12 protein-coding genes are annotated in these 14703 nt (G+C 69.2%); 9 read left to right on the top strand and 3 right to left on the bottom strand.

The features are described from left to right. Nucleotides 1-55: 55 nt before the first annotated feature. From AVCA_RS11950 to AVCA_RS11910, 9 genes are all read left to right on the top strand, one after another. The gene (locus AVCA_RS11950; protein ID WP_012701186.1) at nt 56-1078 is read left to right on the top strand and encodes a LacI family DNA-binding transcriptional regulator; all 1023 of its coding nucleotides are present in this window, start codon (nt 56-58) and stop codon (nt 1076-1078) included. 238 nt (nt 1079-1316) lie between these two features. Next, on the top strand, nt 1317-2996 hold the full coding sequence (gene hutU, locus AVCA_RS11945; protein ID WP_012701185.1) for a urocanate hydratase: 1680 nt from the start codon (nt 1317-1319) through the stop codon (nt 2994-2996). 91 nt (nt 2997-3087) lie between these two features. Further along, entirely contained in the window at nt 3088-4299 is a 1212-nt protein-coding gene (gene hutI / locus AVCA_RS11940; RefSeq protein ID WP_012701183.1) for an imidazolonepropionase, read from the top strand. After that, nucleotides 4292-5101 (top strand): N-formylglutamate deformylase, encoded by an 810-nt coding sequence (gene hutG, locus AVCA_RS11935; RefSeq protein ID WP_012701182.1) that lies wholly within the window; start codon nt 4292-4294, stop codon nt 5099-5101. Before hutI ends, hutG begins: the two co-directional genes overlap by 8 nt. Nucleotides 5102-5299: 198 nt before the next feature. Continuing rightward, complete coding sequence (locus AVCA_RS11930) at nt 5300-6415, top strand: branched-chain amino acid ABC transporter substrate-binding protein (protein WP_012701181.1); 1116 nt, start codon at nt 5300-5302, stop codon at nt 6413-6415. Nucleotides 6416-6597: 182 nt separating this feature from the next. Next, nucleotides 6598-7512 carry an ABC transporter permease subunit gene (locus tag AVCA_RS11925; RefSeq protein ID WP_012701180.1) on the top strand — a complete coding sequence of 305 codons (915 nt, stop codon included), beginning with the start codon at nt 6598-6600 and terminating at the stop codon, nt 7510-7512. Nucleotides 7513-7514: 2 nt separating this feature from the next. Next, nucleotides 7515-8789, top strand: coding sequence for a high-affinity branched-chain amino acid ABC transporter permease LivM (livM, locus tag AVCA_RS11920; protein ID WP_012701179.1), 1275 nt, complete (start codon nt 7515-7517; stop codon nt 8787-8789). Further along, complete coding sequence (locus AVCA_RS11915) at nt 8786-9661, top strand: ABC transporter ATP-binding protein (protein WP_012701178.1); 876 nt, start codon at nt 8786-8788, stop codon at nt 9659-9661. The genes livM and AVCA_RS11915 overlap by 4 nt, the downstream gene beginning before the upstream one ends. Further along, nucleotides 9658-10374 carry an ABC transporter ATP-binding protein gene (locus tag AVCA_RS11910; protein ID WP_012701177.1) on the top strand — a complete coding sequence of 239 codons (717 nt, stop codon included), beginning with the start codon at nt 9658-9660 and terminating at the stop codon, nt 10372-10374. Before AVCA_RS11915 ends, AVCA_RS11910 begins: the two co-directional genes overlap by 4 nt. A 301-nt stretch (nt 10375-10675) precedes the next feature. On the opposite strand, the gene AVCA_RS11905 is transcribed toward AVCA_RS11910, so the two are convergent. From AVCA_RS11905 to gcvT, 3 genes are all read right to left on the bottom strand, one after another. Beyond that, the gene (locus tag AVCA_RS11905; protein ID WP_012701175.1) at nt 10676-12916 is read right to left on the bottom strand and encodes a xanthine dehydrogenase family protein molybdopterin-binding subunit; all 2241 of its coding nucleotides are present in this window, start codon (nt 12914-12916) and stop codon (nt 10676-10678) included. A gap of 11 nt (nt 12917-12927) precedes the next feature. Further along, nucleotides 12928-13386, bottom strand: coding sequence for a (2Fe-2S)-binding protein (locus tag AVCA_RS11900; protein ID WP_012701174.1), 459 nt, complete (start codon nt 13384-13386; stop codon nt 12928-12930). Nucleotides 13387-13543: 157 nt separating this feature from the next. After that, on the bottom strand, nt 13544-14668 hold the full coding sequence (gcvT, locus tag AVCA_RS11895) for a glycine cleavage system aminomethyltransferase GcvT (protein ID WP_012701173.1): 1125 nt from the start codon (nt 14666-14668) through the stop codon (nt 13544-13546). Nucleotides 14669-14703: the final 35 nt, after the last annotated feature.

The raw sequence follows: 14703 nt of genomic DNA, 5'->3' as shown, positions 1-14703 counted from the left end.
ATAAAAGCGCATGAAAACCTCAGAAAAACCTCATACGGAACGGCGGCGGAAAAGCGTGCTCGATCAAGCGAAGAAGTTCTCCATCAAACAGATCGCCGCCCAGGCCGGCGTCAGCAAGGCCACGGTCGACCGGGTCCTGCACCAGCGCGGCGGCGTGCATCACCAGATGCGCCGGCGCATCGAGCAGGCATTGCAGGAGCTGGAGGCCCAGGAAACCGCGGGCCTGGCCTCGGGGCGGACCTTCCATATCGACGTCATCATGCATACGCCGCGGCGCTTCAGCCGGATCGTGGAGGAGGCGATCACCGCCCAGGTCGGCAGCATGGCGCCGTTCCGGATCAGGACGCGCTTCCACCTGTTCGAGGACATCGACGCCTCGCGGATGTACAAGCTCATGCTGCGTTGCGCCGCCAACGGTTCGCAGGGGCTCATTCTCAAGGCGCCCGACGAGCCGCTGCTCAACGAGGCGGTGAACCGGGTGACGCAGGCGGGCGTCCCGGTGGTGACGCTGGTGACGGACCTGCCGCAAAGCCAACGCATCGGCTACGTGGGGATGGACAACCGCACCGCCGGGCAGACCGCCGCCTACCTGCTCGCCAACTGGCTGGACGACAGCCCCCGGGAAGTGGCGGTGGTGATCAGCAGCGACAGCTTTCGCGGCGAGGAAGAGCGCGAAATGGGCTTTCGGCTCTGGCTGAGAAACCGCATGCCCCATCTCTCGGTGCGGGACATCAGCGGTGGCTACGGCGTGTACGAACTCACCTACGAGCGGGTGAAAAGCGTACTGCAGGAGCATCCCTCGCTGAGCGCCGTCTACAGCGTCGGCGGAGGCAACCGGGCGATCGTCGATGCCTTCGCCGCGCTCGAACGGCCGCTGCAGGTCTTCATCGGCCACGACCTGGACGAGGAGAACCGGCGATTGCTGGCCGAGGAACGGGTCAATGCCATCATCGATCACGATCTGCATGCGGACGCGCGGCATGCCTTCCTGCACATCCTGCAGTTCCACAGGGTCTGGCAGTCGGGACCCGTGCCGTCCTCGCCGATCCGGATCGTCACGCCTTTCAATCTGTATTAGGGGCTGTCAACACTACTCCACGCGGCCGGACGGAGCCCGTTTTTGCACGGGGTTGGGCGCGAGGAGAGAAGTCGGCTCATTCCAATCGAACGACGGGCAATGACACGCCGCGCAAAAACAGGCCCTGGGGGCCGCTCGGCGGCCGGGCGCCATCGATACGCCTCCATCCGCTGGCCCGCCGATTCCCGGCGACTATGCTTGAGGCACGTCCCGGCGATCCAGGCGTGAGGATGCCCCCATGCGCGAAGCCTTCCACAAGTACCGCGACATCGAGATCCGCGCCCCGCGCGGCACCGCCCTGAACGCCAGGAGCTGGCTCTGCGAGGCGCCGCTGCGCCTGTTGATGAACAACCTCGATCCCGAGGTGGCGGAGAACCCGAAGGAACTGGTGGTCTACGGCGGCATCGGCCGGGCGGCGCGCAACTGGGAGTGCTTCGACAGGATCGTCGAGTGCCTGAAGAACCTGGAGGAGGACGAAACCCTGCTGATCCAGTCGGGCAAGCCGGTGGGGGTGTTCCGCACCCAGCGCGACGCGCCGCGGGTGCTGATCGCCAACTCCAACCTGGTGCCGCACTGGGCCACCTGGGAACACTTCCACGAGCTGGATGCCAGGGGCCTGGCCATGTTCGGGCAGATGACCGCCGGCAGTTGGATCTACATCGGCAGCCAGGGCATCGTCCAGGGCACCTTCGAGACCTTCGTCGAGGCCGGCCGCCAGCATTACGGCGGCGATTTGCGCGGGCGCTGGCTGCTCAGCGCGGGCCTGGGCGGCATGGGCGGCGCGCAGCCGCTGGCGGCGACCCTGGCCGGGGCCAGCGCGCTGCTGGTCGAGTGCCAGCAGAGCCGCATCGACTTCCGCCTGAAGACCGGCTATCTGGACGAGCAGGCGCGCGACCTGGACGACGCCCTGGCGCGCATCGCCCGCTACCGCGGCGAAGGTCGGGCCGTGTCGGTCGGCCTCTGCGCGAATGCCGCGGACATCCTGCCGGAGCTGGTGCGTCGTGGCGTGCGCCCGGACCTGGTCACCGACCAGACCAGCGCCCACGATCCGCTCAACGGCTACCTGCCCAGGGGCTGGAGCTGGGCCGAGTACCGCGAGCGCGCCGCCCGCGAGCCGGCCGCGACCGTCGCGGCGGCCAAGCGCTCGATGGCCGGGCATGTGCGCGCCATGCTGGCCTTCCACGAACGGGGCGTGCCGGTGTTCGACTACGGCAACAACATCCGCCAGATGGCCAGGGACGAGGGCGTGGAGAACGCCTTCGACTTCCCCGGCTTCGTCCCGGCCTATATCCGCCCGCTGTTCTGCCGGGGGATCGGTCCGTTCCGCTGGGTGGCGCTGTCGGGCGAGGCCGAGGACATCTACCGTACCGATGCCAGGGTCAAGGAACTGATCCCCGACGATCCGCACCTGCACCGCTGGCTGGGCATGGCCCGCGAGCGTATCCGCTTCCAGGGCCTGCCGGCGCGCATCTGTTGGGTCGGCCTCGGCCAGCGCGCCCGGCTCGGGCTGGCCTTCAACGAGATGGTCCGGCGCGGCGAACTCAAGGCCCCGGTGGTCATCGGTCGCGACCATCTCGACTCCGGCTCGGTGGCCAGCCCGAACCGCGAGACCGAGGCCATGCGCGACGGCTCGGACGCGGTGTCCGACTGGCCGCTGCTCAACGCCCTGCTGAACACGGCGAGCGGCGCCACCTGGGTGTCCCTGCACCACGGCGGCGGCGTCGGCATGGGCTACTCGCAGCACGCCGGGGTGGCCATCGTCTGCGATGGCACGGACGAGGCCGCGGCACGCATCGCCCGCGTCCTGCACAACGATCCGGCCAGCGGGGTGATGCGCCACGCCGATGCCGGTTACCCGGAAGCCATCGCCTGTGCCCGCGAGCGAGGCTTGAAGCTGCCGATGCTGGGCGACGCCTGATGGCGCGCCAGCGCGGTGCATCGTCCTCTCCCGGGCCTGGGAGAGGGGAGAAACACGGATCGATTCATGAGCGCCGGAGGGGACGAGGGCGATGACCGACACCCGTTGCTGGTTCCACTGCCATGCCGCCACCATGAAGGGCGGTCACTACTCGGTGATCGAGGACGCCGCGATCCTCGCCCGCGGCGAGCGGATCGCCTGGATCGGCCCGCGCGACGCCTTGCCGCCCGGCGATTGCCAGGCCGTCGACCTCGGCGGCGCCTGGGTCACGCCGGGGCTGATCGATTGCCACACCCATCTGGTGTTCGCCGGCGAGCGCAGCGCCGAGTTCGAGCTGCGTCTGGAGGGTGCCAGCTATGCCGAGATCGCCGCCCATGGCGGCGGCATCCTCAGCACGCTGCGCGCCACCCGGGCGGCCAGCGAGGAGCAGTTGCTCGACGGCGCGTTGCGCCGCGCCCGCCAGTTGCTGCGCGACGGGGTGACCTGCCTGGAGGTGAAGTCCGGCTATGGCCTCGACCTGCCCGGCGAGCGCAAGCAGTTGCGTGTCGCCCGCCAGCTCGCCGAGCGCCTGCCGCTGACGGTGCGCACCACCTGCCTGGCCGCCCATGCCGTGCCGCCGGAATACGCCGGGCGCGCCGACGCCTATATCGAGCATGTCTGCGCCGAGCTGCTCCCGGCGCTGGCCGACGAGGGCCTGGTGGATGCGGTGGACGCCTACTGCGAGCATCTGGCCTTCTCGCCCGAGCAGGTCGAGCGGCTGTTCCGGGCCGCCGAGGCCCTGGGCTTGCCGGTCAAGCTGCATGCCGAGCAGCTTTCCGCGCTGGGCGGGACGCGGGTCGCGGCGCGCCACCGGGCGTTGTCCGCCGATCACCTGGAATACGCCGGCGAGGCGGACGTCGCCGCCCTGGCGAAGGCGGGCACGGTGGCCGTGCTGCTGCCGGCGGCCTTCTACCTGCTCGACGAGAGCCGCCGGCCGCCGGTCGAGGCGCTGCGCCGGCACGCCGTGCCGATGGCCCTGGCCAGCGACCTCAACCCCGGCACCGCGCCGGTGCTGTCGCTGCGCCTGATGCTGGCCATGGCCTGCACCTCCTTCGGCCTGACCGCCGAGGAGGCCCTGGCCGGGGTAACCCTGCACGCGGCCCGCGCCCTCGGCCTGGCCGACGACCATGGCAGCCTGGAGCCCGGCAAGTACGCCGATTTCGTCGCCTGGGACATCCATCGTCCGGCCGAGCTGGCCTACTGGCTGGGCGGCGAGCTGTCCAGGCGGATCGTCTTTCACGGAAAGGAAGTCAGCCATGGATGAAGTCCTGGAGTTCAGCCGCGGCCGGACGCCGCTGTTGATCGGCATGCCCCACGCCGGCACCCTTCTTACCCCCGAGGTCGAGGCCGCCCTGGTGCCGGCGGCCCGCAGCCTGCCGGACACCGACTGGCACCTGCCGCGGCTCTACGATTTCGCCGCCGGGCTGGGCGCGAGCCTGCTGGCGGGGCGCTATTCGCGCTACGTGGTGGATCTCAACCGTCCGCCGGACGACAGCCCGCTGTACGCCAGTCCGACCACCGGGCTGTTCCCCACGACCTTCCTCGACGGCACGCCGCTGTTCCAGCCGGGCAGGGCGCCCGCTCCCGCGCTGCGCGCCGAGTATCTGCAGCGTGTCTGGAGGCCCTACCACGAGACCCTGGCGGCCGAGCTGGCGCGGCTGAAGGCGGAGTTCGGCTATGCGCTGCTGTTCGACGCCCACTCGATCCGCGCCGTGGTGCCCTGGCTGTTCGAGGGCCGGTTGCCCGACCTCAACCTGGGCACCCATTCCGGCGCCAGTTGCGATCCGCGCCTGGCCGAGCGGCTGATGGCGGTGTGCGCGGCGGCCGAGGGCTATGGCCGCGTGCTCGACGGGCGCTTCAAGGGTGGCTACATCACCCGCCACTACGGCCGGCCGGAGCAGGGCATCCATGCCGTGCAACTGGAACTGGTCCAGTGTCGCTACATGGAGGAGCAGGAGCCCTTCCGCTACCGCGAGGATCTCGCCGGGCCGACCCGCGACGTGCTGCGCGCGCTGCTGGAAGCCATGCTGGCCTGGGGCCGGGAGCAGGGGCGACGCAGCCGGTGATGTGCGACGGCGCGCCGTCGACGCCTTGTAAGTCATTGTTTAAACTCGCCGACGTCCCTCATGCGAGTGTGCCTTTGCCGCTCGCGCATCCATTTTCCCGGACTTCCCCGCCGGACAACCGGCGGGGCCTGGATGCGGCGGACCGCGCGTCTCGCTGAAAACGATCCCCAATACTCCAATAACAAGGAGCTTCACTTCATGACGATGGTGAGAAAAGGAATCCTGGCTTTCGCGGTCTCGGCCGCGCTGGGCCTGTCCCCGGTGCTCCGGGCCGATGTGCTGATCGGCGTCGCCGGCCCGCACACCGGGCCCAATGCCGCCTTCGGCGAACAATACTGGCGTGGCGCCAGCCAGGCCGCGGCCGACATCAACGCCACCGGCGGGATCAACGGCGAGCCGGTCAAGCTGATCAAGGGCGACGATGCCTGCGAACCGAAGCAGGCCGTGGCCGTGGCCAACCGGCTGGTCGACCAGGACAAGGTCGCCGCGGTGATCGGCCACTTCTGTTCTTCCTCGACCATTCCGGCCTCCGAGGTCTACGACGAGGGGGGCATCATCGCCATCACCCCCGGCTCGACCAACCCGCAGGTCACCGAGCGCGGCCTGACCGGCATGTTCCGCATGTGCGGCCGCGACGACCAGCAGGGCCAGGTCGCCGCCGACTTCATCGTCGACACCCTGAAGGGCAAGCGCGTGGCGGTCATCCACGACAAGGACACCTACGGGCAGGGCATCGCCGATTCCGCCCGCGCCCAGTTGGCCAAGCGCGGCGTCAGTGCCGTGCTCTACGAGGGCCTGACCCGCGGCGAGAAGGATTTCAACGCGCTGGTCACCAAGCTGCGCGGCGCCAACGTCGACGTGGTCTACTTCGGCGGCCTGCACACCGAGGCCGGCCCGCTGCTGCGGCAGATGCGCGAGCAGGGCCTGACCGCCAGCTTCGTTTCCGGCGACGGCATCGTCACCGACGAACTGGTCACCACCGCCGGCGGTCCGCAGTACGTCAAGGGCGCCTTCATGACCTTCGGCGCCGATCCGCGCAAGATCCCCGAAGGCCAAGCGCTGGTCGAGAAGCTGCGCGCCGCCGGCTACGAGCCGGAGGGCTACACGCTGTATGCCTACGCTTCGCTGCAGGCGCTGGCCGCGGCCTTCAACGCCACCGGCGGGACCGACGCGGAGAAGGCCTCCGAATGGCTGAAGAGCCATCCGGTGACGACCGTGATGGGGACCAAGGAATGGGATGACAAGGGCGACCTGAAGGTCAGCGACTACGTCATCTACGAGTGGGACGACCAGGGCAAGTATCATCAGAAGTGACGGGTCGCCCAGACCGGGTAGGGTGGATGGCCACCCCGTGGAAAACCCGCGCAGCGGTTTTCCACCGGGACCGTTGTGGTGGATAAGGCTGCGCCGTTATCCACCCTACGCTTCGGTCTGCTCCTGCAGGCTTGGCTGCGCAGCCGAACCCTCCATGAACCGCCCATAGACGAGACTTACGCATGGACGGCATCTTCCTGCAACAAATGGTCAACGGGCTGACCCTCGGGTCGGTCTACGGTCTGATCGCCATCGGCTACACCATGGTTTACGGGATCATCGGCATGATCAACTTCGCCCACGGCGAGGTGTACATGATCAGTGCCTACCTCTCGGCCATCGGCCTGGCCCTGCTGGCGTCCTTCGGCCTCGAATCCTTTCCGCTGCTGATCTTCGGCACGCTGCTGTTCACCGTCTGCGTCACCGGCCTGTACGGCTGGGTGATCGAGCGCATCGCCTACCGGCCGTTGCGCAACTCCACGCGCCTGGCACCGTTGATCAGCGCCATCGGCATCTCGCTGATCCTGCAGAACTACGTGCAGATCAGCCAGGGCGCGCGCCAGCAGGGCATACCGACCCTGCTCGACGGCGCCTTCCGCCTGCCGATCGGCGAGGGCTTCCTGCAGATCAGCTACACCAAGGTGTTCATCCTGGTCGCCGCCTTCGCCGGCATGGCCGCGCTGACCTGGGTGATCCGCTGTACCCGGCTCGGCCGCATGTGCCGCGCCACCCAGCAGGACCGCAAGATGGCGCAGATCCTCGGCATCGACACCGACCGGGTGATCTCCTGGGTGTTCGTCATCGGCGCCGCCATGGCCGCGCTGGCCGGCCTGCTGATCACCCTGAACTACGGCACCTTCGATTTCTACGCCGGCTTCGTCATCGGCATCAAGGCGTTCACCGCCGCGGTGCTCGGCGGCATCGGCTCGCTGCCCGGCGCCATGCTCGGCGGCCTGATCCTCGGGGTGGCCGAGGCGCAGTTCTCCGGCATCGTCAACACCGACTACAAGGACGTGTTCAGCTTCTCGCTGCTGGTGCTGATCCTGATCTTCCGACCGCAAGGACTCCTGGGCCGGCCCCAGGTGGCGAAGGTGTGAGCATGGCAGAGCCTTCCCTGGATATCCGCCAGCCGCTGCTGGACAGCCTGCTGGCCGGGCTGATCGCCCTGGTGGTGTTCGGCCCCATCGTCGGCGTGGTGCTCGACGGCTACAGCTTCCACCTGGAGTCCTCGCGGGTGGCCTGGATCGTCGGCGCGGTGATGCTCGGCCGCTTCCTCCTCAGCCTGTTCCTGCACAGCGCCGGCGGCCGCGGCTGGCTCCAGCGCCTCGAAGGCGGCGGCGCCGGCGTGCAGGTGCTGCCGCCGGAGCATCGTTCGCACCTGCGCTGGCTGCTGCCGCTGGTGCTGCTGGCCGCCGTGGTCTTCCCGTTCTTCGCCGGCAAGTACCTGCTCACCGTGGTCATCCTCGGCCTCATCTACGTGTTGCTCGGCCTCGGCCTGAACATCGTGGTCGGCCTCGCCGGGCTGCTCGACCTGGGCTACGTGGCCTTCTACGCCATCGGCGCCTACGGCCTGGCGCTCGGCTACGAATACCTAGGACTCGGCTTCTGGAGCGTGCTGCCGCTGGCCGCGCTGATGGCGGCGCTGGCCGGGGCGCTGCTCGGTTTCCCGGTGCTGCGCATGCACGGCGACTACCTGGCCATCGTCACCCTGGGTTTCGGCGAGATCATTCGCCTAGTGCTGAACAACTGGCTGTCCTTCACCGGCGGGCCGAACGGCATGTCGGTGCCGGCGCCGACCTTTCTCGGCCTGGAGTTCGGCCGGCGCGCCAGGGATGGCGGGGTGCCGTTCCACGAGTTCTTCGGCATCGCCTACAACCCCAACCTCAAGTTCCTGTTCATCTACGTGGTGCTGCTGCTCACCGTGCTGCTGGTGCTCTACGTCAAGGGTCGGCTGGTGCGCATGCCGATCGGCCGGGCCTGGGAGGCGTTGCGCGAGGACGAGATCGCCTGCCGCGCCATGGGTCTCAACCATGTGCTGGTCAAGCTCTCGGCGTTCATGCTCGGCGCCTCCACGGCGGGGCTGGCCGGGGTGTTCTTCGCCAGCTACCAGGGTTTCGTCAATCCGACCTCGTTCACCTTCTTCGAGTCGGCGCTGATCCTCGCCATCGTGGTGCTCGGCGGCATGGGCTCGACCCTGGGCGTGGTGCTCGCCGCCTTCATGCTGACGGTGGCGCCGGAGCTGCTCAGGAGCTTCGCCGACTACCGGGTGCTGCTGTTCGGCATGCTGATGGTGCTGATGATGATCTGGCGGCCGCGCGGGCTGATCCGCATCAGCCGTCGCGGTTTCGCGCGACGTCCGGGGGTGGCCCCATGAGCGACGGCGAGATTCTCCGCGTCGAGCGCTTGTCCATGCGCTTCGGCGGCATCCGCGCGCTGCACGACGTCAGCCTGGGCGTGAAGTGCCACTCCATCACCGCGCTGATCGGCCCCAACGGCGCCGGCAAGACCACGCTGTTCAACTGCCTGACCGGTTTCTACCGCGCCAGCGGCGGCCGCATCCTCTTCGAGGCGCGCGGGCGCAGCACCGACGTGCTGCAGGTGCTCGGCGGGCCGTTCCGGGCGGGCGATTTCCTCAGTCCGCGGCGCTTCGCCAGCCGGCTCTGGTACAAGCTGTTCGGCGGCACCCATCTGGTCAACCGCGCCGGCCTGGCGCGGACCTTCCAGAACATCCGTCTGTTCCGTGAAATGTCGGTGCTGGAGAACCTGCTGGTGGCCCAGCACCTGTGGGTCGAGCGCGGCCTGCTGGCCGGCATCCTCAATACCCGTGGCTTTCGCCGGGCCGAGGAGCAGGCGCTGGAGCACGCCTTCTACTGGCTGGAGGCGGTCGATCTGGTCGATTGCGCCAACCGTCTGGCCGGCGAACTGTCCTACGGCCAGCAGCGTCGCCTGGAGATCGCCCGGGCCATGTGCACCCGGCCGCAACTGCTTTGCCTGGACGAGCCGGCCGCCGGCCTCAATCCGGCCGAGACCGCCGCGCTCAGCCGTATCATCCGTACCCTGCGCGACGCCCATGAGGTCACGGTGCTGCTGATCGAGCACGACATGGGCCTGGTGATGGGCATTTCCGACCACATCCTGGTGCTCGACCACGGCGAACTGATCGCCGAGGGACCGCCTGCGGCGATCCGTCACGATCCCAAGGTTATCGCCGCTTACCTGGGCGCCGACGAGGAGGAACTGGCATGAGCGTGCCCCTGCTGGAATTCCGCGCTGTCGACCTGCACTACGGGCCGATCCAGGCGCTGCGCCAGGTCAGCCTGCACGTCGACGAGGGCGAGACGGTCAGCCTGATCGGCGCCAACGGCGCGGGCAAGTCGAGCCTCCTGATGTCGATCTTCGGCCAGCCGCGGCCGAGCGCCGGGCAGATCCTCTATCGTGGCGAGGACATCACCCGCAAGTCGGCCCACCACGTCGCCTCCAGCGGCGTGGCGCAGTCGCCGGAAGGGCGGCGGGTATTTCCCGACATGAGCGTGGAAGAGAACCTGCTGATGGGCACCATCCCGATCGGCATGGCGCACGCCGACGAGGATCTCGGGCGGATGTTCGAGCTGTTCCCGCGCCTCAGGGAACGGCGCAACCAGCGCGCCATGACGCTCTCCGGCGGCGAGCAGCAGATGCTCGCCATCGCCCGCGCGCTGATGAGCCGGCCGAAGCTGCTGCTGCTCGACGAGCCGTCGCTGGGCCTGGCGCCCATCGTGGTCCGGCAGATCTTCCAGATCCTGCGCGAGCTGGCGTCCGGCGGCATGACCCTGTTCCTGGTGGAGCAGAACGCCAACCATGCGCTCAGGCTTTCCGACCGCGGCTACGTGATGGTCAACGGGCAGATCCGCCTGTCGGGAAGCGGAGAGGAACTGCTCGGCGACCCGGAGGTGCGCAGCGCCTATCTGGGTGGGCATTGAGGGGCCGGCGGGGGAGCGGTCGGTTTCCCCCCTCGGACGAGGGGCGCTCGAAAATCCCTGCCATGAAATATAGTGATCGGGTCGGGTTGGAAGTCGGGCGTGCGGTTGCCTGGAGGTCGCGATATGGATATCGAATTTCACTTCTGGTTCGGGATTTCCGTGCTGGCGCTCGCCGGTATGGTCTGGCAGGGCATCCGTAAATAGGCGAGCCACTGGCGGGAGGCTCGGCATGGCGCGCGGATGCCATTGCCTGGATGGCGCCCGGCATCCCCGTCGAAACGAAGAAGCCGGGCGTCCCGTCCTATGCCTGCAACTGCTTGCCGATCGGTAGCCGGCGGATGCGCTTGCCGCTCGCGGCGAACAGCGCATTGGCCAGCGCCGGCGCCAGCGGCGGCACGCCCGGCTCGCCGACGCCGCTGGGTGCTTCCGCCGAGGGCACGATGTGCACCTCGACCCGCGGCATCTCGTTGAGGCGGAGCACCTGGAAGTCGTGGAAGTTCGACTGCTCGACCACGCCATCCTTCAGGGTGATGGCGCTGTGCATGGCCGCCGACAGGGCGAAGCCGATGCCGCCTTCCATCTGCGCGCGGATCACGTCCGGGTTGATCGCCACGCCGCAGTCCACCGCGCAGACGACCCTGTCCACCGTGTAGCTGTGGTCGGGCTTCAGGGTCACTTCCACCACCTGCGCCACGAAGCTGCCGAACGACTCGTGCACCGCGATGCCGCGCCCGCGCCGCTCGCCCTGCGCTCCCGGCGGCAAGGCGCTCGTCCAGCCGGCCTTCTCCGCCGCCAGGTCGAGCACGCCGAGGTGGCGCGGCTGCCTGTCCAGCAGCGCCCGGCGGTACTGGTAGGGGTCCTTGCCGGCGGCCTGGGCGGCTTCGTCGATCAGGGTTTCCGCCGCATAGGCGGTATGGGTGTGGCCCACCGAGCGCCACCACTGGGTCGGCACGCCGATGTCCTGCGCCAGGTGCAGTTCGACGCGCAGGTTGGGGACCGCGTAGGCGAGATTGTCGACGCCCTCCACCGCCACCTTGTCGATGCCGTCCTTGAGCATCACCGATTCGAACGGCGTGCCCTGCATGAACGACTGTCCCACCAGGCGATGCTGCCAGGCCGTCAGCCTGCCTTCTTCGTCCAGGCCAAGGCTGGCCCGGTGCAGGAACAGCGGCCGGTAGTGGCCGCCGCGGGTGTCGTTCTCGCGGGGCCAGACCATCTTCACCGGCCCCTTCAGCCCCTGGTCACGGGCCGCCCTGGCGATGGACACCGCCTCCAGCACGTAGTCCGAGTGCGGGTTGGCGCGCCGGCCGAAGCTACCGCCGGCGTAGAGCTGGGTGATCGACACATGCTCCGGGGCAATGCCCAGCAACTGCGCCACCAGTCGCTGGTCGCCGGACTGCCACTGCTCGCCGTTCCAGATTTCGCAGCGCCCCTCGTCCAGCCTGACCACGCAGTTCAGCGGCTCCATGGCGGCGTGGGCCAGATAGGGGAATTCGAACTCGGCGTCGATGCGCCTGGCCGCCCGCTCCAGCGCGCCGCCGGCGTCGCCTTCGTCGCGCGCGACCTTGCCGGGCTGGCCGGCCAGATCGCGGTACCGGGCGAGGATCTCCGCGCTGCCGAGGCGGAAGGCCTTGCTCTCGTCCCATTCCACCTGCAGCGCGTCGCGTCCCCGGATCGCCGCCCAGGTATTGCGGGCCAGCACGGCGACGCCGGCGAAACGGTGCTCGTCGCCGGGATACTCGACCACCGCGACCACATCCGGCAGCGCCCTGGCCTTGCTCGCATCGACTTTCGCCGGACTGGCGCCGAAGCGTGGCGGATGGAGGGGGACGGCCACCAGCATGTCCGGCAGGTGGATGTCCTGGGTGAAGACCGCGCTGCCGTCGGTCTTGTCCGGGCTGTCGGTGCGCGGCAGCGTCTGCCGGCCGATGAGCCCGAAGTCCTTCGGCTCCTTGAGCTTCACATCGGCGGGCAGCGCTTGCCTGGCCGCGGCCTCGGCCAGCTCGCCGAAGCCGGCCTTGCGGCCCGAGGCGGCGTGCTCGACCACGCCCTGGCGCACCCCGATCTGCTCCGCCGGCACCCGCCATTGCTCGGCGGCGGCGGCCACCAGCATGGCACGGGCGCTGGCGCCGGCCTTGCGCATCTGCTCGAAGGAGTTGGCGATGGCGCTGCTGCCACCGGTCCCTTGCAGGCCGAAGGCAAGGTTCTTGTACAGCTCGGTATTCGCCGGGGCGCCCTCGACGCGCACGCGGCCCCAGTCCGCATCCAGTTCCTCGGCGACCAGGGTGGCGAGGCCGGTGTAGCTGCCCTGGCCCATCTCGACGTGCTTGGCGATCACCGTGACCAGGCCGTCGGAGCCGATGCGCAGGAAGGCGTTCGGCTCGAAATCGCCGGCCGCTCCGGCCAGGCTCCCGCGCCCGAGCAGCGGCGCGAAGTAGATGCCCAGCGCCAGGCCGCCGGTGCCGCGCAGGAAGGCGCGGCGGCTGAAGTTGCGGATGCCGCCGGTGGCGGCCGTCTCGTCCGGGAAGTGCAGCTCTGCCATGGGGAGGCTCCTCAGGCCAGGCTCCGGGCGGCTTCGTGGATCGCCGCGCGGATGCGTACGTAGGTGGCGCAGCGGCAGAGGTTGCCGCTCATGGCCGAGTCGATATCGGTATCGCTGGGGTTCTTGTTGGCGGACAGCAGCGCGCTGGCGGCCATGATCTGCCCCGACTGGCAGTAGCCGCACTGCACCACGTCGAGCTTGCGCCAGGCTTCCTGCACCGCCTTGCCGGCGGGTTGTCCGGCGACTCCTTCGATGGTGACGACCTGCTTGCCGGCCACCGCCGCAAGCGGTGTCACGCAGGCGCGCGTCGGCTGTCCGTCGACATGCACGGTGCAGGCGCCGCACAGCGCCATGCCGCAGCCGTACTTGGTGCCGGTCAGCCCGGCGACGTCGCGCAGGGCCCATAGCAATGGCATTTCCCCGGGCGCATCGAACTCGTGGTCCTTGCCGTTCAGGTTCAACTTGATCATCGCGAGGTTCACCTCTGGTCTTGTCGCGGCTGCGGGTCTTGTCCTGTCTCAAGCGTAGGTGGCCAGCGCAGGGGCCGTGGCATGGCGCGTTCCCGCGGCGGCCGGCAGGGCGAGCGAATCGGCCCCTCTTCCATGCTCGGAAGAGGGGCGGCGGGGCTCAGCCGCGATAGTAGCGCTGCGCTACGAAGGGCGTCCTGGCGACCTTCATCGGCACGCGCTTGCCGCGGACGATGGCCCAGACCTCGCTGCCTTCGGCGGCATGGGCGCTGGCGACATAGCCCATGGCCAGCGGCGCGCCCAGGCTCGGCCCGAAGCCGCCGCTGGTGACCTTGCCGATCGGCGCGCCCTGGGCATCGACGATCTCCGTGCCTTCGCGCACCGGCGTGCGCTCCTGCGGCAGCAGGCCGACGCGCCTGCAAGCCACGCCTTCCTGCTGCTGGGCGAAGATCCGCGCGGCGCCGGGAAAGCCGCCGGCGCGCGCGCCACCCTCGCGGCGCGCCTTGGAGATGGCCCACAGCAGGCTGGCCTCGACCGGCGTGGTGGCGCTGCTCATGTCGTGGCCGTACAGGCACAGGCCGGCTTCCAGGCGCAGCGAGTCGCGGGCGCCGAGGCCGATCGGCTGGACTTCCGGTTCAGCGAGCAGGGCGCGGGCGAGCTTATCGGCGTGCTCGACCGGCACGGAGATCTCGAAGCCGTCCTCGCCGGTGTAGCCGGAGCGGCTGACGATGCACGGGATGCCGAGCAACTCGATCTCGGCGATGCGCATGAAGGTCATCTGCGCCACTTCCGGCGCCAGGCGCGCCAGCACGTCGACCGCCCTGAGGCCCTGCAGGGCGAGCAGGGCGCGCGACTCGAACAGCGATTCGATCTGGCAGCGCGCGCCGATGTGCGTTTTCAGGTGGGCGAGGTCCTGCTCCTTGCAGGCGGCGTTGACCACCAGGAACAGGCGCTCGTCGCCCAGGTTGGCGACCATCAGGTCGTCGAGGATGCCGCCGTTGTCGTCGGTGAACAGCGCGTAGCGCTGCTGGCCCACCGGCAGCTCGACGATGTCCACCGGTACCAGGGTTTCCAGGGCCGCGCCGGCATCGGCGCCGCGCAGGAGGATCTGGCCCATGTGTGAAACGTCGAACAGTCCGGCCTGGTCGCGGCTGTGCAGGTGCTCCTTGAGCACCCCCAGCGGGTATTGCACCGGCATCTCGTAGCCGGCGAAGGGCACCATGCGCGCGCCCAGTTCGAGGTGCAGGGCGTGCAGCGGGGTTTTGGCGAGGGTTTCCGTGGTCATGCAGGAACTCCGAGGGTCGATGGGGGCGGGAGCGG

The sequence above is a fragment of the Azotobacter vinelandii CA genome (assembly GCF_000380335.1).
GTDB classification, from domain to species: Bacteria; Pseudomonadota; Gammaproteobacteria; order Pseudomonadales; family Pseudomonadaceae; genus Azotobacter; species Azotobacter vinelandii.
The sequence above is the reverse complement of the archived record's forward strand: the minus strand, read 5'-3'. Positions and strand labels throughout refer to the sequence as shown.